Source organism: Micromonospora sp. NPDC005215, assembly GCF_040607915.1.
Lineage (GTDB): Bacteria > Actinomycetota > Actinomycetes > Mycobacteriales > Micromonosporaceae > Micromonospora.
In genome coordinates this window covers 1-17,203 of sequence record NZ_JBEXHQ010000084.1, presented here as the reverse complement: position 1 = coordinate 17,203, position 17,203 = coordinate 1, and the positions used below count along the sequence as shown (strand labels likewise).

Annotated in this window: 15 protein-coding genes; 6 read left to right on the top strand and 9 right to left on the bottom strand. The window is 70.8% G+C overall.

Annotated features, from left to right (window positions below; all coding sequences use genetic code 11):
- Positions 1-343: 343 nt before the first annotated feature.
- Complete coding sequence (locus ABZU25_RS33585) at positions 344-763, bottom strand: hypothetical protein (RefSeq protein ID WP_355033388.1); 420 nt, start codon at positions 761-763, stop codon at positions 344-346.
- 177 nt (positions 764-940) lie between these two features.
- Here ABZU25_RS33585 and ABZU25_RS33580 point away from each other — a divergent pair, with 177 nt between their 5' ends.
- The 3 genes from ABZU25_RS33580 to ABZU25_RS33570 are packed head-to-tail and all read left to right on the top strand — an operon-like array spanning position 941 to position 4,274.
- Complete coding sequence (locus ABZU25_RS33580) at positions 941-2,089, top strand: acyltransferase (RefSeq protein WP_355033387.1); 1,149 nt, start codon at positions 941-943, stop codon at positions 2,087-2,089.
- Complete coding sequence (alr, locus tag ABZU25_RS33575) at positions 2,086-3,228, top strand: alanine racemase (protein ID WP_355033386.1); 1,143 nt, start codon at positions 2,086-2,088, stop codon at positions 3,226-3,228. The genes ABZU25_RS33580 and alr overlap by 4 nt, the downstream gene beginning before the upstream one ends.
- Positions 3,225-4,274 (top strand): D-alanine--D-alanine ligase family protein, encoded by a 1,050-nt coding sequence (locus tag ABZU25_RS33570; RefSeq protein ID WP_355033385.1) that lies wholly within the window; start codon positions 3,225-3,227, stop codon positions 4,272-4,274. The genes alr and ABZU25_RS33570 overlap by 4 nt, the downstream gene beginning before the upstream one ends.
- Here the strand turns inward: ABZU25_RS33570 and ABZU25_RS33565 are convergent.
- Genes ABZU25_RS33565 through ABZU25_RS33550 form a run of 4 tightly spaced genes read right to left on the bottom strand, consistent with a single transcriptional unit; the run spans position 4,267 to position 7,640 of the window.
- Positions 4,267-4,761: a hypothetical protein gene (locus ABZU25_RS33565; protein ID WP_355033384.1), complete on the bottom strand. Its 495-nt coding sequence runs from the start codon at positions 4,759-4,761 to the stop codon at positions 4,267-4,269. The genes ABZU25_RS33570 and ABZU25_RS33565 overlap by 8 nt on opposite strands.
- Positions 4,758-6,212: a HAMP domain-containing sensor histidine kinase gene (locus ABZU25_RS33560; RefSeq protein ID WP_355033383.1), complete on the bottom strand. Its 1,455-nt coding sequence runs from the start codon at positions 6,210-6,212 to the stop codon at positions 4,758-4,760. Before ABZU25_RS33560 ends, ABZU25_RS33565 begins: the two co-directional genes overlap by 4 nt.
- A complete protein-coding gene (locus ABZU25_RS33555; protein WP_355033382.1) occupies positions 6,209-6,904 on the bottom strand; it encodes a response regulator transcription factor in 696 nt (231 codons plus the stop codon). The genes ABZU25_RS33560 and ABZU25_RS33555 overlap by 4 nt, the downstream gene beginning before the upstream one ends.
- Before the next feature lie 16 nt (positions 6,905-6,920).
- Entirely contained in the window at positions 6,921-7,640 is a 720-nt protein-coding gene (locus ABZU25_RS33550) for a phosphatase PAP2 family protein (protein WP_355033381.1), read from the bottom strand.
- A gap of 251 nt (positions 7,641-7,891) precedes the next feature.
- On the opposite strand from ABZU25_RS33550, the gene ABZU25_RS33545 reads away from it, so the two are divergent.
- The gene (locus tag ABZU25_RS33545; RefSeq protein ID WP_355033380.1) at positions 7,892-8,398 is read left to right on the top strand and encodes a winged helix-turn-helix domain-containing protein; all 507 of its coding nucleotides are present in this window, start codon (positions 7,892-7,894) and stop codon (positions 8,396-8,398) included.
- Positions 8,399-8,470: 72 nt separating this feature from the next.
- On the opposite strand, the gene ABZU25_RS33540 is transcribed toward ABZU25_RS33545, so the two are convergent.
- Complete coding sequence (locus ABZU25_RS33540; protein WP_355033379.1) at positions 8,471-12,877, bottom strand: S8 family serine peptidase; 4,407 nt, start codon at positions 12,875-12,877, stop codon at positions 8,471-8,473.
- Positions 12,878-13,115: 238 nt separating this feature from the next.
- Between ABZU25_RS33540 and ABZU25_RS33535 the strand changes: the two genes are divergently transcribed.
- Both ABZU25_RS33535 and ABZU25_RS33530 read left to right on the top strand, forming a co-directional pair.
- On the top strand, positions 13,116-13,667 hold the full coding sequence (locus ABZU25_RS33535) for a winged helix-turn-helix domain-containing protein (protein ID WP_355033378.1): 552 nt from the start codon (positions 13,116-13,118) through the stop codon (positions 13,665-13,667).
- A gap of 129 nt (positions 13,668-13,796) precedes the next feature.
- Positions 13,797-14,297: a VOC family protein gene (locus tag ABZU25_RS33530; RefSeq protein ID WP_355033377.1), complete on the top strand. Its 501-nt coding sequence runs from the start codon at positions 13,797-13,799 to the stop codon at positions 14,295-14,297.
- Between the two features lie 62 nt (positions 14,298-14,359).
- Here ABZU25_RS33530 and ABZU25_RS33525 read toward each other — a convergent pair whose 3' ends face one another.
- The 3 genes from ABZU25_RS33525 to ABZU25_RS33515 all read right to left on the bottom strand — a co-directional run.
- Positions 14,360-15,646, bottom strand: a complete 1,287-nt coding sequence (locus ABZU25_RS33525; protein ID WP_355033376.1) for an OFA family MFS transporter — start codon at positions 15,644-15,646, stop codon at positions 14,360-14,362.
- A gap of 50 nt (positions 15,647-15,696) precedes the next feature.
- The gene (nrfD, locus tag ABZU25_RS33520; RefSeq protein ID WP_355033375.1) at positions 15,697-16,773 is read right to left on the bottom strand and encodes an NrfD/PsrC family molybdoenzyme membrane anchor subunit; all 1,077 of its coding nucleotides are present in this window, start codon (positions 16,771-16,773) and stop codon (positions 15,697-15,699) included.
- A partial coding sequence (locus ABZU25_RS33515) for a 4Fe-4S dicluster domain-containing protein (RefSeq protein WP_355033374.1) occupies positions 16,770-17,203 on the bottom strand: 434 nt, incomplete at its 5' end. The genes nrfD and ABZU25_RS33515, both read right to left, overlap by 4 nt.

Below are 17,203 nucleotides of genomic sequence, written 5' to 3'. Positions count from 1 at the left end.
GCACTTTACGTGAAGGGTTGTCGACTCGACACCTGTGGAATTGCGGCCGGTTCTGACCGCTGTCCTCGAACATGACCCGGACCTCGTCACCGACCGTCCGGGGCTGCTGATCATGGCGGACAAGGGATACGTCTTCGCCGAGTTGGACCTGGTTGAAGGGCCAACTCGACCTTGAGTAAGCCCTCACTCAGGACGGGGCTGCGGCGCAGCGAAAGGCGCTCGCCATTCGCTGTGGCTGGCCCACCAAGTGATGTGCTGCTGAGCGGTATACCTCAGAGGTATGAATATGACTCAGAGGTATACCGCTGACTACCGCATCCGCCCCCGTGGAGGTGACCGACAGTCACCGCCCGCCGCCGGCTGCGTCCACAGCCCGAGCCAGGCCCAGGTCTAAGGTGTGGTCGGTGCCGAACCAGAACCACAGAAATGGCACGGCCAGCACGACCAGGGTCGCCGCCAGCAGCAGCGGGGGCCCGACAAACCGGACGGCCCGGAACCGGCGCCACTGCCGACGGTTGAGGAACACGGCGGCGACCAGCAGCGCCGTGCCCGTGACGGCGATCTCGACGACGGCGAAGCGGGCGCCGTTCCGGCCGTACGGTGCGACGACGTCCTGGCCGTCGATCGCGCGAAGGTAGTAGGTGAGGGTGTCCAGGGCACCGACCGGCACGATCGCGCACAGGCCGATGAGCAGATTGCCGGCCAGCCAGACCACGATGATCCGGAGCGGGTGCGTGCGGTCGGCGGTCACCGGCACGGTCACTGCCTACCTCGCATCTCGGGATCCCAGGAACCGGCCGAGCCTACGCCCGGCGCCCTGCCGCCCACTACCCGCCGGGCGCGGCTCGGAACCGCCCACGAAACGGACCCGGCCCATCCATTACCCGTTCATGACAATTCGAGGATCCGGCGCGGATATCCGGCAGGCAGTTTTCGATGAGTGATCCAACAGTTGTCTCCCACCGAGTCCAGGCCCGCCGGATTGCAGCCCGAGGCGACGCGCGTCCGGCTTCGCCACCGGTACCGGACCGGGACCGCCCCCTCCGGGCGGCAGTCACAGCGGGCGCAGTGGGCCGACGCGGCGAAGGGCGTCTGCATCATCCTCGTCGTCCTGTGGCACGTCGTGGTGAAGGACTACCTGCAGATCGACTGGCACGTCGGCGTACCGGTGCCGGGCCTGTGGGGAACGCTTGGTGAGCAGTTCCTTCCGCTGCGGATGCCGCTGTTCTTCACTATCTCGGGCGTCTTCGCGGCGAACGCCGCCCAGCGGCCGTGGCGGGTCGTCGCCCGCAGCCGGATCGCCGGGTTTCTCTACCTGTACATCGTCTGGCTGCTGATCCACACCGCGGTCCTCGCCGCCGCGCCGGAACTGCCTACCGACCGCGCCACCTCCGCCCTCGGCCTGCTGGAGCAGCTCACCATCACGCCGTCCAACCTCTGGTATCTGTACGCGCTGGCGCTGTACTTCACAGTCGCCAAGGCGACCCGCCGGGTGCCCCGGGCGCTGGTCCTCGTGCCCGCCGCGGCGCTGTCCGCGATCGCCGCCGCCGGCCTGCTCGACACCCCGGGCAACCGGGCCGGCCTCTACCAGAACCTGGTCTTCTTCCTCGCCGGCCTGTCCCTGCGCCCGCAGATCGAGCGGTGGGCGGCCACGGCCAGCGGACGCCGCCTCGTGTTGACCTCGGGCGCCTACGCGCTCGCGCTCGCCGCGATGGCGGCTGCCGGCGCCCAGCAGTGGTTCGGCGTATGGACGGCGGTCTCCGTGCTGGCAGTGATCTTCGGCATAACCGCCGCTGCCCGGCTGGCCCGGTGGTCGGCGCTCAGCGAACCGCTGGCTAGGCTCGGCCGCATCACACTGCCGATCTACGTCGTCCACATGCCGGTCCTGGCTCTGCTGCACCGGCTTCTGCTCGTACCGGTTTCCGGGCTGGACCGGTCCGCGCAGGGTCTGATTGTGCTCGGTTATCCGATTCTGCTGAGCGGGTTGGTGATCGGTCTGAGCCTGGCCGTCCACCGCGGGCTGTTGGCGGTGCACGCACGCTGGCTGTTCGCGCTCCCCGGCTCCCGCCGGGTGGGAGCGGCCGGATGAGCGCCCTGGCCGAGGCCGTGGTCGACCTCGGGGCGATCGCCGACAACGTGCGGGGCATCGCGTCGGTCACCGGCACCGACCTGATGGCCGTGGTGAAGGCGGACGGGTTCGGTCACGGCGCGGTGCAGGTGGCCCGTGCCGCGTTACGCGCCGGCGCCCGTTGGCTGGGGGTGACCTCGGCGGCCGAGGCGCTGGCCCTGCGAGAGGCGGGGGTGACCGCTCCCACGTTGAGCTGGCTGCACCGACCGAACGACGACTTCGGTATGTTGATCAAGGGCGGTGTCGACCTCGGCGTGTCCACGACGACGCACCTGCACGCCGTCGCCGACGCGGCCCGGCTGCTCGGCGTACCGGCGATGGTGCAGCTCAAGGCGGACACCGGGTTGTCCCGCAACGGGGCCGCCGGGGACGACTGGCCGGAGTTGGTCGGTTGGGCTCGCAAGTACGAGCGGGAGGGCGGGATCCGGGTGCGCGGGGTGTGGTCCCACCTCATCGACGCCGACCTGCCGGGCAGCCCGGAGTTGAACCGGCAGGTGGCGACCTTCGAGGAGGCGCTGCGGATCGCACGGTCGGCCGGTCTGGACCCCGATCTGGTCCACCTGGCCAACTCGGCGGCCGCGCTCTCCGCACCACGGACCCGCTTCGACCTCTGCCGGATCGGGATCGCCCTGTACGGCGTGGACCCGTTCGGCGCGAGCGGTCCGGGCGAGTTCGGGCTGCGCGCCGCGATGACCCTGCGGACGAACGTGGTAAACGTCAAACGGGTGCCGGCCGGCACCGGCGTCTCCTACGGACCCGAGCACGTGACCGGCGCGCCGACCACGCTGGCGCTGCTGCCGCTCGGCTACGCCGACGGGCTGCCCCGCGTTACCGGCGGTCGCGCCGAGGTGTGGCTCGGCGGCCGACGGTGCCCCGTCGTCGGGCGCGTCGCCATGGACCAGTGCGTGGTCGACGCCGGAGACCTTCCGGTGACGATCGGCGACCCGGTCGTGGTGTTCGGCCCCACCGAGGGTGACCAGACCCCACCGACGGTCGTCGAGTGGGCCCGCTGGGCCGACACCAACCCGCACGAGATCTTGACCGGGATCGGGCCCCGGGTGGCCCGCGACCACCTCCACGAAAGGGCACGCAATTCATGACGACCCGACTGGCAGTGCTGTACGGCGGGCAGAGCGGCGAGCACGAGGTGTCCTGCCGCTCGGCGGCGAGCATCCTCGCCAACCTGGACCGGGAACGGTACGAGGTCACCGAGGTGCTCATCGACCGTGCCGGCGGATGGCATGTCGGCGGTCGCCCGACGACACTCCCCCAGGCGTTGCGCGTGCTGCGTACCCAGGATGTGGTGTTCCCGGCCCTGCACGGCCCTTACGGCGAGGACGGCACCGTGGCGTCGCTGCTGGAATGGCTCGGCGTGCCGTACGTCGGCAACGGTGTCTTCGCCAGCGCCGCCGGCATGGACAAGGGTGTCACCAAGCGGCTCCTCGCGGCGGAGGGCCTGCGGGTCAGCCCGGGGGTGACCCTGCGTCCCGACGAGGAGTTGTCGCCCACCGACCGGCAACGGCTGGACCTGCCGGTCTTCGTCAAGCCGGCTCGGGCCGGTTCCAGCCTGGGCGTGGTCAAGGTGAACGAGTGGGCGGACGTGCCCGCCGCGCTGGAGCAGGCCCGTCAGGTCGACCCGAAGGTGCTTGTCGAGCAGGGGGCGCGCGGGCGTGAGATCGACGTGGCCGTCCTCCAGCACCCGGACGGGCGGGTGCAGGCCGGCCCGCCGCTGGAGATCCGGGTGACCGGTCCCGGCTTCTTCGACTACGACGCGAAGTACGACGGCGGGGCGGCGTTCCAGATCCCCGCCCCGCTGGACGCGGCGACCACCGAGGTGCTCCAGGATCGGGCGATCCGCGCCTTCCGTGCCCTCGACTGCCGTGGATTGCTCCGGGTCGACTTCTTCCTGCCCGCCGAGGGGTCACCCGAGCCCATCGTGAACGAGGTCAACACGTTCCCCGGTTTCACCGCCGCGTCGCAGTTCCCGCAGATCTGGGCGCAGGCCGGTCTCGGCTTCGCCGCGCTGATCGACATCCTGATCGCCGGCGCGCTTGTCGACCAGGACCGGGGCCGTCACACCGGGCTGCCCCGGCAGGCACGACCTGTCAACCTGGTGGGCAGCGGCGGTCAGCGCCCGGTCATCTGATCGGGCACGGCCGGGCCGGTCGGGCGCCGTCGGACCCGACGATGGCGACCGGCGCGAAGCTCTCCGCCAGGCCAGACTGGGCCGCGGCGTCGGCCACCGTGCAGATGACCTGGTCGGCTGCCTCGGACGACAGGGACTGCGCCGCGCCGGTCGTCCGCACCGTGAGGCCACCGGACCGGTTGGCCCCCGACGTCACAGTGACCGGGTCGAGCCCGGCCGGCACCTCGCTGGTGAAACCCTGGCTGCGTTCGTTCTCCTGCGGACCGGCCGCGAGCAGGGCGAGCGTGTCGGCGGGCGAGGCGCCCTGCGCCGCCGGGCGGAGGACCAGCACGAGTTGGCCCTCCGCGAGCAGGTAGAGCTCGATGCCCTGGGACGGGCCACTGACCGCGGGCCGACCGGTGATGACGTCACTCGGTCGCACGCCGCAGCCGCCCGTCGCGAGCAGCGTGAGCAGAACGCCAGCGGCGAGCAGCGCGCGTCTGCTCACCGGGCACCTCCGGCGTCCGCCGGGTCGCGGGGCAGGCGGAGCGTGAACACCGCGCCGCCACCGGGGGCGTTGCCCGCGACGAGACTCCCCCGTCGTTCGCCGTGGCGGTGCAGGCGCGCGTTCTCCCAGGAGATGGCGAGGCCGAGACCACTGCCCTCGGAGCGGGTCCGCGCGGTGTCGGCCTTGTAGAAGCGGTCGAACACGTGCGGCAGCACCGCCGGGTCCAGTCCCGGCCCCTGGTCGGCGACCTCGATGGTGACCCAGTCCGCATCCGCGCGCAGGCGTACGGACACCGGCTCGGCACCGTGCCGGAAGGCGTTGCCGACCAGGTTGGCGACGATCACGTCGAGCCGGCGGGGATCGAGCCGGGCCACGACTCCGGGCGGCAGTTGCGCGCTCACCCGGTCGGCCCAGCCCCGGATCCGCAGGGTCGCTGTCACCGCCGCGGCCACGTCCACGTCGTCCAGGGCGAGCCGTGCGGTGCCGGAGTCGAACCTGCTGACCTCGATGAGGTCGTTTACCAGTTGGGTGAGGTTCTGCGTCTCCCGGCTGACCAGTCGGGCGGCCCGGCCCGCGTCACCGGGCAGGTGGTCCGCCTCCTCGTCGAGCACGTCGGTGACCGCTGTCATCGCCGCCAGTGGCGTACGGAGTTCGTGCGAGACGTCGGCCACGAAGCGGCGGGCGTCGGACTCCATCCGCCGCAGCTCCCCGACCTGCCGCTCCAGCGTTCCGGCGGTGTCGTTGAAGGTCCGCGCCACGTCGGCCAGCTCGTCGGCGCCCCGGACCGTCAGCCGGGTGCTCAGGTCGCCCTCGCCGAGGCGGCGTGCCGCCCGGCCCAGGTCGCGAACGGGTCGCAGCACACCGCGGGCGGCCAGCAGGGCCAGCAGGACGGCGAGGAGCAGGGACAGCCCGCCGGTCTGCCACGCCCGGGTGGCGAGCCGGTTGATGCTCTGCTGCTCGGGCACGAGGTTGCGCACCGAGTAGACCTCCAGCCCGGACGGCCGGGACGTGCCGGCGGACCGGTCGAGCGCCAGCTGGGTGCCGATGAGCAGCCAGGGCTGTCCGTCGAGCGAGACACGTTGCCAGGCGATCCGGCCGTCGCCGACCTCCCGGCGCAGCTCGGGGGTGAGCGGGTCGGCGATCTCCTTGCCGCCCTGTGACCGCATGTTCCGGTAGACGACCACCGCGAAGCCCTGCCGGTCGGAGAGCCGCTGGGCCAGCAGGTCGAGCTCGCCCTGGGTCGGCGGGAGCTGGACGATCGGGTAGACCTTGGTGAGTTGGTCGGTCAGCGACATCACGGCGGCGTCCTGCGCCTGTTGCAGGATGACGGTGCGGGCCTGGAAGTAGCTGCCACTGGCCACCACCGCCGTCGTGGTCACGCCCAGCAGCGCGAACGTCAACAGCAGCCGGACCCGCAGGCCCAGGACGCGGGCGCTCGCCCAGCGGGTCACAGCGGCCCGAACCGGTATCCGAAACCGCGCACGGTCTGGATGAAGACCGGCGTCGACGAGTCGGCCTCGATCTTGGCGCGCAGCCGCTGGACGCACGCGTCCACGAGTCGAGAGTCCCCGAGATACCCGTGTTCCCACACGGCCTCCAGCAGTTGCTGGCGGCTGAGCACCTGGCCCGGCGTCTGCGAGAGTTCGAGCAGCAGGCGCAGCTCCGTCGGGGCCAGGCCGACCGGCGTGCCGTCCCTGCTGACCACCAGCGCGGCCCGGTCGATGGTCAGCGGACCGTACTGTTCCACACCGGCGCGCTCGCCGGCGGAACGCCGCGACTCGCCACCGGTGCGTCGGAGCACCGCGCGGATGCGCGCCTCGAGCACCCGGGCCTGCACCGGTTTGACCACGTAGTCGTCGGCGCCGGCCTCCAGGCCCGCCACCACGTCCATGTCGTCGTTGCGGGCGGTCAGCATGATGATCGGCAGGTCGCCGAGCTGCCGAATCCGGCGACAGACCTCGAACCCGTCCATCCCGGGCAGCATGAGGTCGAGGACAACGACGTCGGACGAGGTCGTGCGCAGCCGGTCCAACCCCTGCTCCCCGGTCCCCACGGCGTGCACGGTGTGGCCCTGTCGGGTGAGCGCCAGTTGCAGCCCGTCGCGCACCGTCTGGTGGTCTTCGATCAGCAGCACCTGGGACATGTCGTCAAGTATCCCATCATGAGGTCTTTTGAGATCCGGTCGGTGACCGTGGCCGCGTGGGAAGCGGGCTAGCCGGTCGGCCGTCCGCGCCCCGGTCGCCCCGCCAGGCCACCAGCGCCGCCGCGGCCAGGCAGAACAACGCGACCCCCAGCAGTACGCCGCCGAGCGCGTCACTGAACCGGTGCCAGCCCGCGATCATCGTGGCCGAGGCGATGACCGCGACACCCGCCGCGCCCGGCACCGCCAGCCACCGCCGGGCCCACCCGGGGAGGACCAGCATGAACGCCAGCAGCAGCGCCGTCGCCGCCGCGACGTGGCCGCTGGGGAAACTGTTGTGGGTGGTCGAACTCTCGATCTGGAGATCCGGGCGGGGCAGCGCCGACTTCACCGCGCCGGCCACCACCACCGCGCACAGGACCATGGCCACGCCGACCACACCCGCCACCAGCCGTCGGCGGAGCGCACCCACCACCAGCACCGCGCCGAGCAGGGCGGCGAGGAGTGTCGGGCTGCCGAAGGCGGCCAGTACGGTCTTGGCCGGACCCACCAGAACGGTCTGCTGCTCGTACCCTCCGCCCCGCTCGGCGCGCGGCAGGAGCACACCGTCCAACAACTGACCGGGGTACGTGCGCACGAAGACGGCGGCGGTGACGGTCAGGGCGAGCAGGCTGCACAGCGACACCGCGAGCAGCCGGAGACCCAGCGGCACCGCCGCGCGGGCGTGTGGCAGCGACATGACGACAATGCTCGCCCCGGCAGGTCCGTACGCCGTGCGCGGATTGTCTTGGTTCTGTCACAACTGCTTCCGGACCGCCGGAGGCCGGCTGGCGACCCCTGTGACGTGGTCGATTTCATTCGCTTGCATGCGACGATGTTTTACCCGGCCGAGATGAGCCACCACTAGGGTCAGGACGCCGATCGATGTCTGAGTCGACGGTGCGAAAAATCCATCCGGAGTGATTTGGGGAACCGGAAGGGGTTGGGGGAATGCAGGGAATTCCAGTCGCCAGTCTGGTCATCGGCATCGCGTCGTCGCCGGCCGAACGTCGACAGCTGGCCCGACTACTCGGCGGAAGCGACGCCTTTCTGATCGTCTCGACAGTCGACCAGGCGCGGGAGTTCCTCGGGGTGGTCGAGACGCCTCCCGTTCCGACTCCCCCGGTCCCGGGCATGCTCGCCGAGGTTGCGCCGAGCCCACCGCCGCCGCCACCGGCCCTGACCGTCGACTCCGACCGGCGGGTGCTGCGGTGGCGCGACCAGGAGATCGATCTGACCCGGCTGGAGCACGACGTCCTGCTCTGCCTGGTGCACGCCCCCGGGCAGATCTGGACCTACGAGCGCCTGCACCTCGAGGTCTGGGGCAACCGGCATCTCGGGCGCGGCTCCGACATGCACTCGGTGGTCCGCCGGGTGCGCGGCAAGCTCGCCCGGCTGAACGCCGCGGCGACGATCCACTCGGTACGCGGGGTCGGCTTCCGGCTCGTGCCGGTCTGATCCGGCCGACACGGTCCGGCCCGCCTGGTCGGGGACCAGGCGGGCCGGACGTCGCTCGCTACCGCTCAGGTGTCAGCACCGGATCGGCGCCAACCCGAAGTTCTCCACTGTGGGAGTGGTGGCGTTGATCTTCGTCTGACGGGTCTGCGGCTTCCAGCCGTCCTTGGCGACGATCATCGTGATCGGGTTGTTGCGGCGGTCCACCCAGTAGGCGTACCTGCCCTCGGCGTCGGTGGCGAAGGTCCACGACGACGCCCACGAGTCGACCTGGACGACCGCGCCGGTGAGCGGCGAGGTCGCACCCTGGCAACTGGTGCCGGTGACCGTACCCATGAGCTTGCCCCAGGTCTTCGGGGGGTTCACCGTCATGGTCACCGCGACCGGCGCGACCGGGTACGGCGTGTTCTCCGTGATCGCGACCGAGCCGGAGTAGGTGCCCGGCTGGTCCACGTTCGCCGTCATCGTGACGGTGACAGTGACCTTCGCACCCGGTGCGAGGGTGGCCGCCGACTTGTCGATGGCCATCCAACTGACGTCGGCCGCCGACTCGGCGCAGCCCTCGAAGCCGGGCAGCACCTCGCTGTCCGGGGCCGCGTCGAAGCTGCCGGACGAGCCGCCGATCTTGTAGAAGCCACACGCCGCCCCGCCGCGGTAACGCGCCGTGTTGGCGTTTGGCAGGTTCGACCACGAACCGGCGGCCGGGTCGAAGGCGAAGCCCGCGTTGGTGATGGCCCCACCCTGCGAACCACCGACGACGAGGAGCTTGCCGTTGGCGACGGCGTACGAGCTGGCCCAGTTGTCGGTCGGCGCGTCGGCGATAGTGGTCCAGGCGTTGGCACCCGGGTCGTAGGCGTAGCTGGACTTCTGCGCGGCGGCCCCGTCGTTGCCGCCGGTGCAGTAGACGATGCCGTCGATTCCGCCGCAGGAGGCGAAGGCCACCGACTTCGGGTAGTTGGCAAGCGTCTCCCAGGTGTCACTGCCCGGGTCGTACCGGACGACGCTGTTCGACATCGGCGTACAACTGGCAGTGGTGCAGCCGCCGATCGCGTACAGCTTGCCGTTGGCGACGGCCTGACCGGCCGCTGACCGCGGCGCCGGGTTGTCGGCCAGCTCCGTCCAGGTGTTGGCCCCCGGGTCGTACGACCAGGTGGCGGAGTCCGGCCCCGCCTCACCCCAGCCACCGGTAACGATGATCTTCCCCTCCACGACACCCGCCGTCAGGGCGTTGCGGGCACCGGGAAGGTCGGCGATCGCGGTCCAGGTCTGCGCGACCGGGTCGTAGGCGTAGTTCTTCGTGGTGGAGGCGGTGCCGTCGCCACCACCGAGCGTGTACACCTTGCCGCCCAGGCTCACGACCCGGTTGTCCATGATGGTGGACGGGTAGTCGGCGATGTCGGTCCACGGCGCAGCCTGCGGGCCGACCGCGGCGGTGGCCGCCTTGGCCTGCTTGCCGGACGCCTTCGCGGCGAAGGACGTCGCGGCGGTGAGCCGCTGCTCCGGCGCGCCGGAGCCACCGAGCACCTGCTGCCTGGTGACAGTGGATCCGTCCGCCCGGAGGAGTTCGAATCCGTTGTCCCGCTCGCCGAACTTGACCTCGACCGGCGCGCCACCGGTGTTGGTCACCGTGAACGTCTTGCTGGCCTTGCCGCTGGGCATCTGGAGCGTGGCGCTGAGCTGCGTGGGCGTCACCGACAGCCGACCGGCCGCGAGCTGGAAGTTCGCGGCGGTCGCCCAGTCGGCCTCGACGTCGACCTGCTTGGTCTGGCTGACGTAGTTGCCGGCGGTCGCGGTGAACGGGTGCGTGCCGGTCAGCGTCGAGTAGATCCAGTAGAAGCCGTCGGCCAACTCCGGGTCGTCCGGGGTCGCCACTGTGACGGCCTTCTCGGCGGGCCGGTCCTTGCTGGTGACGGTCGCGCCGTTGACGTAGCTGTTGTCGTTCTTGTCGCGGACGTTGCCGACGACCAGACCGCCGTCGACCGGCACGCAGGTGATCTGGCTGCCGATCAGGACGTTGTCGACCTCCCACCACCACTCGTAGCTCGCGTCGTAGTAGTGGAACCGGACCTGCACCTGCGCCTGGCCGGCCGCCTGCGGGATCGGGATCTCGGTCACCTTCGGGCCCCGGACGTCGGTCTCCTGGCGGAGCACGTTGGTCCAGGTGGCACCACCGTCGATGCTCACATCGACGTCGGCGGTGTCGTCGTTGAGCTGGTTGAAGTCCTGGTTGAACCGGATGACCGGGGCCGTGACGCCGGTCAGGTTGACCACCGGGCTGACCAGGGAGGTGTCCTGGCTGGTGCCCGCGCCGTAGTCGTCGCTGTCGATCATCGCGAAGTTGCCGCTGCCGCCGGTCAGGTTGCCCCGGTTGCCGTCGTCGGTGAACTTCCAGACCTGACCGCTGCCCGCGTTGTCCACGACCGTCCAGCCGGACGGCGTGGTCGTGCCGTCGAAGGACTCGTACTCACCGTCGGAGCCGAACGTGTAGCCGGGCGCGGTGGTACAGGTGGTGGAGTCCACCGGTACGGCGACGTTGGCGGTGGTGTTGCCCGAGCCGACGGCGACCTGCTTGGTGACGGTCTGGTAACCCGGGTACTGCGACTCGTACTTCAGGGTGTACGTCTGCCCGGCGGGCAGCTTGAGGCTGTAACGGCCGTTCGACGGCGTGGTGTAGTCGTAGACGCCGGACACCCCCGTCACTGTCACCTTCGCGTACAACGGCCAGCCGTGGCCGGAGCCGTCGGTGACCGCCCCTGTGACGTTCACACTCGGCACCGGCGTCAGCGCGACGTTGAGCGTCGTGGTGGCGGCCTTGGTGACCGTCGCCGGCTTCGTGGTGCTGCCGTAGCCGAACGCCGCCACGGCGACCTGGTAGTCACCAGTGGGGAGCTGGGTGGAGAACGTGCCGTCGGCGCCGGTGGTCACCTCACGGGCGGTCGGGCCGGTGAGCGTCACTGTCGCGCCAGCGATCGGGGCGCCGGTGGCCGCGTCGGTGACGGTGCCGGCCAGGGTGCCGATGTCGCCGGTCGGCGCGGCGTCGAGCAACGCGAGCGCATCCAGCCGGCCCTCGCCGTAGACGTTGTTGTCGGCCGCGGTGCCGCCGCACTGGCCGTCGGCCTTGTCGATCGCGGCGCCGTTGAGCAGCGCACGGGTCGCGTCGACGTCACCGATGAGCGTCGGGGCCGCCGAGTACAGCAGCGCGACCGCACCCGCGAGGTGCGGTGCGGCCATCGACGTGCCACTGATGCTGCCGTAGGCGTTACCCGGAATGCTCGACCGGACGTTCACGCCGGGGGCCGAGATGTTGGGCTTGATCTCGCCGTTCTGCCCGGCGCCCCGGCCGGAGAAGCCGGCGATGTTGTTGTTGACGTCGTACGCGCCGGTCGAGTAGTTGCTGGCGATGCTGCCGGGCGAGCCGCTGGTCTGGCATGCCGGCCCGCTGTTGCCGTTGGACCAGACGCCGAAGATCCCGGACGCGGCCCACGCGTCCGTCACGTCCTCCATGAAGGGCTCGTTTGACGGGTCCCGGCTGCCCCACGAGTTGTTTATGACGTTCGGTCGCTTGCTCGCGTCCGCGTTCTGGCCGTTGAGGTCCAGCGGTTCGAGCATCCACTGACCGGATTCGATCAGAGCGGCGTCGCTGGGGCAGCAACCGTTCGCCGCGATCCACCTGACCCCGGGGGCGACACCGACCTGGTTCGCGCCGTCGGAGCCGGCCATGGTGCCCATCGTGTGCGTACCGTGGCCGTCGTCGTCGCAGGGGCCGGCGGTCGCGCAGGTGCCGGCGGCGTCGAACCAGTTGTAGTTGTGGTCGAACGTCCCGTCGCCGTTGTTGCCGCGGTAGGAGTTCACAAGCGCCGGGTGGTCGAACTGGACCCCGCTGTCGATGCTCGCGACGGTGATGCCCTCGCCCTTGACGCCGTACCGGGACCAGACGTCGTCGGCGTTGATGTTGGCGATGCCCCACTCCAGGGCGTTCACGGTCTTCTCGTCGGTGCCCTTGATCGTCTCGGGCACCTTGTAGGCGACCGGGGCGTAGAGGCCCTCGACCTCGGCGTGGTTGGCGAACTTCTGGACCATCGCCAGGGACCCGCTGTTCACCTTTATCGCGTTGGTGGCCCAGAAGGTCTGGTACTTCGTGCCCGAGCTGTCGAGGTCGGCCCGGATCTTGCCCTGGCTCGCCGCGGCGGTCTTGCGCAGAGCGTCCGCGACCGCCGTGCCGCGCTTCGACCAGTCCTTGATGGCGCTGGCCTTGCTCAGGTCCGCCCGGTCCTTGAACCGGATCCAGAAGTCCCCTTCACTCTTGGCCTGGAGCTGTTTGGCGAGCTCCGGTCGGATCTTGTCCCCCGACCCCGTCGCGCCGCCCGGCGCGGCCTGCGCGCCGGATCCGACGGTGACCAGGCATGTGGCGGCGAGGATCGTCGCCGCCCCGGCGCTGACCAGTGATCTGGCCGCGCGTCCCCATTGTGGACGTCTGAACATTGGTGCTGCCTCCTCAGAACGACCCAGGGTGTCAATGGGCCATGGTGGACCTCCCCATGCACCGCGCGGGTCACGCCGGTTGCCCGACTGGACACTATGATCGAGAAGAACGGACGATCAAGAACTTGCCGTGAGCAACTTGTCGCTAAGAGTTGCCCTGCTGGCGGCGCGCTTGCCAATCATTGTCAGGACTATGACGATAGCTGGGCAGGGATGCCCATCGATCCCGGGCGGTGCTGTGGCCGAGGACGACGAGGCGACGTTGAATCGGGGTGATCCGGCTGACGCGCCGTTCCCGTTGCTGATCGCGGTGACCTCGTCGCCGGCCGAACGAATCCGGCTCGCGGAACGCCTCGACGGCATCGCGCCGCTGCTGCTGGTGGCCGACCTCGACGAGCTGCGCCGACTGATCGCCGCGCCGCAGCGGCCGGACACCACCTCGTCCGGGCCGACGCCCGCCGCCGCCGCGACCGGAGCCAACTCCGCTCTGGTGATCGACTCCGCCCGGTCCGTCGCCCGCTACCGCGAGCGCGAGGTCGACCTCACCCGGCTGGAGCACGACCTGCTGATCTGCCTGACCACCGAGCCGGTCCGGGTCTGGAGCTACGCCGACCTGCACCGGTCGGTCTGGCGGGACGAGGGGCGGGAGCGCAAGGCGGACGTGCAGTCCCTGGTGAAGCGGCTGCGGCGCAAGCTGCACGAACTTGACACCGGAGCCAGCATCGAAGCGGTACGGGGCGTCGGGCTGCGGCTGACCGATCGTCAGCATCCGCGCGTCGAACGAGCCTGACGCCTGCCTGATGTGGGCAGGCAGCGCGTGTGCGGCCGGACACGTCGTCGCATGAACCGGACTCGCGGGGGTACGAGACCAAGATCAGCAACAACAGGGCGACGAAGAACGCTGGTAAGGAGAGTCAGAATGACATTCCCGAACCCCTCGACGGTGTCCATCGGCCTCACGTCGGCCGCGCACGTCGGGATCGCGGTGAGTGACCTTGACCGCTCGGTCGCGTTCTACCAGGCCCTGCTCGGCGCGGAGCCGGTCGTCCGGGACGAGAGCATGCACGGAGCCGGGTTCGCGCAGTCGCAGGGGCTGCCGACGACGAAGCTGCGGTACGCCACGTTCAACCTCGACAACCTCGGGATCGACCTGATCCAGTTCCAGGAGCCGGTGGGCGACGTCGCCCAGGTCGCCGCCAACCGGCCCGGCTCGATGCACCTGTGTTTCCAGGTCGACGACGTACGGTCGGTCTTCGACCGGATGAGCGCGGCCGGGATCGAGTTCCTCGGGCAGCCGTACACCTTCGCGGACGGCGAGGTGAACCCGCCGGCCGCCGTCGGCACCGAGGTCGCCTACTTCAACGACCCCGACGGCACCAACCTCGAGATCATCGCGCCCAAGGGCGGGTTCTCCCGCTAGTCAGCGCGGTGGGGTGCGGACCGGTTCCCGGGCCGTATCCCACTCTGCTCTCGCCAGCCGGCTCAGCGGCCGGTGCCGCCGCCCTGCGACTGGGGCAGTCCCGGCTCGGACGGCATCCGGGTGATCGGCGGCAGGATGAGGGCGATGAGGGCGACGATCGCGATGACAGTGAACGGCAGCGTGTAGCTCTTGCCGCTCGCCTCGTAGAGCAGCGACGTGACAAGCGGGCCGACCACCCCGCCGATGCTCCAGGCCACGATCATCGCGCCGTAGATGGCACCGCCGTTGGGCGTGCCGAAGTAGTCCGCCGCGGTGGCGGGCATCGTGCCGAACCCGCCGCCGTAGGCGAGGTAGACCAGGGCGGCCAGGACCGCGAAGAGCGCCAGCGACGCGGCGTGCGGCAGGATGAAGAAGCAGATCGCCTGGAGCAGCAGCATCCCGAGGAACGCCGGCATCCGCCCGGTGCGGTCGGACAACCACGCCCAGACGACCCGCCCGGCGCCGTTGAACAGGCCGAGGACGCCAACCAGCGTGGCGGCGGCCGCCGCGCTCGCCCCGGTGATGACCTGGGCGGCATCGGACGCCTGGGAGATCAGTGCGATGCCACAGGTGACGTTGAGCGCGAGGATGCCGGTGAGCAGGTACCACTGCCGGGTGCGCAGGGCCTCCCGCAGGGTGTAGACCCGGGTGCCGGCGAGGGCCCGACCAGCGGTCTTCGGAGTGAAGCCGGGCACCTGGTAACCCGCCGGCGGGTTACGGAAGAAGGACGCCCCGAGCAGGATCGCGATCAGGTAGGCGACGCCCAGCGGGAAGAACACGTGGGTGGGATTGTCGGTGCCGTTGAGCAGCCCCTTCGCCACCGGCGCGACGATCACGGCGCCGAAACCGAACCCGGCGACCGCGATGCCGGTGATCAGGCCGCGCCGGTCCGGGAACCACTTGGCGAGCATCGCGATCGGGGTGATGTACGCGGCCCCCAGGCCGATTCCCCCCAGCACGCCGTAGGTGAGCACCAGCAGCCACAGGTCGTCCTCCGACGACGTGAGCGAGGCCAGCATGTTGCCGACCGCGTAGAGCACGCCACCGCCGAGCGCGACCGGTCGTGGACCGCGCCGGTCCTGGATGCGCCCGCCGATCAGGCTGCCGATGAAGATCGTGCCGATCGCCACCTCGAACGGCAGCACGGCCTCCCACTTGGCCCAGCCGAATTCGTCCTGCAACGGCTTGTTGAACACGCTCCACGCGTACACCGCGCCGAGCGCGAGTTGGACGAGCACCGCGGCGACGACGAGACCCCATCGGCCCCGCGTCGGCGCGGATCTTCCTTGATCGGTTGCGGTGTGTGCCATGAGCTGAGTCCCCCGTCTGCTGGCTCATTGGCTGGCGCCTGCTGGTCGAGCTACGTCCCCTTGTCGGCCGGCGACCGGCCCTCCCTGCGGTCGCGCCGCTCCCGTTGCGGCATGACCGTGTACTTCGGGTCGCGCGCCGACGCCATGCCCGCCTCGAAGACGCCGAACCGGGTGGCGACCGACGATGCGACAAGTGCGGCGCCGGAGAGCGCGGACAGCATCCGGCTCCGCCGGCTGAACAACGCGGCGACGGTGCCCACGCCCAGCAGCGCCCGGCCCGCCTGGATCAGTCGGCCGCTGCGGCCGTGCCGGTAGGGCTCACCGGTCAAACCCATCCGCTCCAGCCGGCGACCGCCGACCAGTTCGGTGCTCGCGGCGGCGACGACGAGTCGCCGCAGCGGGGCGGTCTCCGCGGCGGGCGCCGCGATCAGTCCGACCCCGGACGCGGCGGCGAGCGCGCTGCCGGCGAAGACGAACGGCAGCGACGGGTACGCGTCGTGCCAGGACGGTACGGCGGTGTCGGCGAGCAGCACCCCGGTGTAGGTGGCCAACGCCGGGGCGGCGGCCGCGGCGGCCAGGCCGGCGACGTTGCCGACCGGGGGCGCCAGCCGGCGGGCGAGGCCGAGCACGCCGTGTGGTGGAAGTCGCGGCGCGATCTCGGCGATCGCGGCCACCCCGGCCAGTGGCCCGAACACGGTGAGGATCCAGGTGCCGACCGACATCGGCGAGGTCAGCTTGACGATCCGGAGCATGTGGTGGAACCGGGCCGGCCGCCCGAGGTCGTGTACCAGCAGGTACGCGCTGGCGGTGACGCCGCCGAGGGCCGTCCACCGCCCCACCTGACGCAGGCCGGGCCGCCCGGTCAGTTGGGCGCCCGCGCCGATCAGCGCGCCCCCGGCGGCGAGGCCCCCGGCGAACAGGTAACCGGCGATGTCGTGCTTCCACACCGGCGGTTTGAGGATCGGCCGGCCGTAGTAGGAGGTGAAGTCGGCCACCGGCACTGTCAGTTGCTCGCCGTCGGGACCGCGGCCCCGGCCGCGCCGGCGCTGCCCGACGGCCTGGTCGACGCGGGCCTGGAACTGGCGGAACCGGGCGCCGGCCGGCTCGTTCGGTGGCAGGTCGGTCATGGCCGACCACCGACGAACGCGAACACGGTGGCGGCGGTCATGGCGAGGGCGGCGAGGCCGGCGCGTTTCCACATGGCCGGCAGGTCGCGGGTGGTCACGATCGGATCCGGTGGCAGCCCGTACACCTCGGGTTCGTCCAACAGCAGGAAGAACGCCCCGTCACCGCCGACGCCGTCGTGCGGGTCGTGCCCGTACAACCGCGCCTCCGGCACCCCCCGCCCCCGCAACGTCGCCACCCGCGTGGCCGCCCGCTCCCGCAACTCCTCCAACGGCCCGTACTGGATCGACTCGGTCGGACACGCCTGCGCACACGCCGGCGTCATGCCCGCACCGAGCCGGTCGTAGCACAGCGTGCACTTCCACGCCCGACCGTCATCCTTACGCTGATCGATCACCCCGTACGGACACGCCGAAATGCAGTAACCACACC

Coding starts and splice junctions, on each gene's coding strand:
- alr (WP_355033386.1), top strand. CDS start 2,086: ATGAGCGCCCTGGCCGAGGCCGTGGTCGACCTCGGGGCGATCGCCGAC.
- ABZU25_RS33570 (WP_355033385.1), top strand. CDS start 3,225: ATGACGACCCGACTGGCAGTGCTGTACGGCGGGCAGAGCGGCGAGCAC.
- ABZU25_RS33555 (WP_355033382.1), bottom strand. CDS start 6,904: ATGTCCCAGGTGCTGCTGATCGAAGACCACCAGACGGTGCGCGACGGG.
- ABZU25_RS33550 (WP_355033381.1), bottom strand. CDS start 7,640: ATGTCGCTGCCACACGCCCGCGCGGCGGTGCCGCTGGGTCTCCGGCTG.
- ABZU25_RS33545 (WP_355033380.1), top strand. CDS start 7,892: ATGCAGGGAATTCCAGTCGCCAGTCTGGTCATCGGCATCGCGTCGTCG.
- ABZU25_RS33540 (WP_355033379.1), bottom strand. CDS start 12,877: ATGTTCAGACGTCCACAATGGGGACGCGCGGCCAGATCACTGGTCAGC.
- ABZU25_RS33530 (WP_355033377.1), top strand. CDS start 13,797: ATGACATTCCCGAACCCCTCGACGGTGTCCATCGGCCTCACGTCGGCC.
- ABZU25_RS33525 (WP_355033376.1), bottom strand. CDS start 15,646: ATGGCACACACCGCAACCGATCAAGGAAGATCCGCGCCGACGCGGGGC.
- nrfD (WP_355033375.1), bottom strand. CDS start 16,773: ATGACCGACCTGCCACCGAACGAGCCGGCCGGCGCCCGGTTCCGCCAG.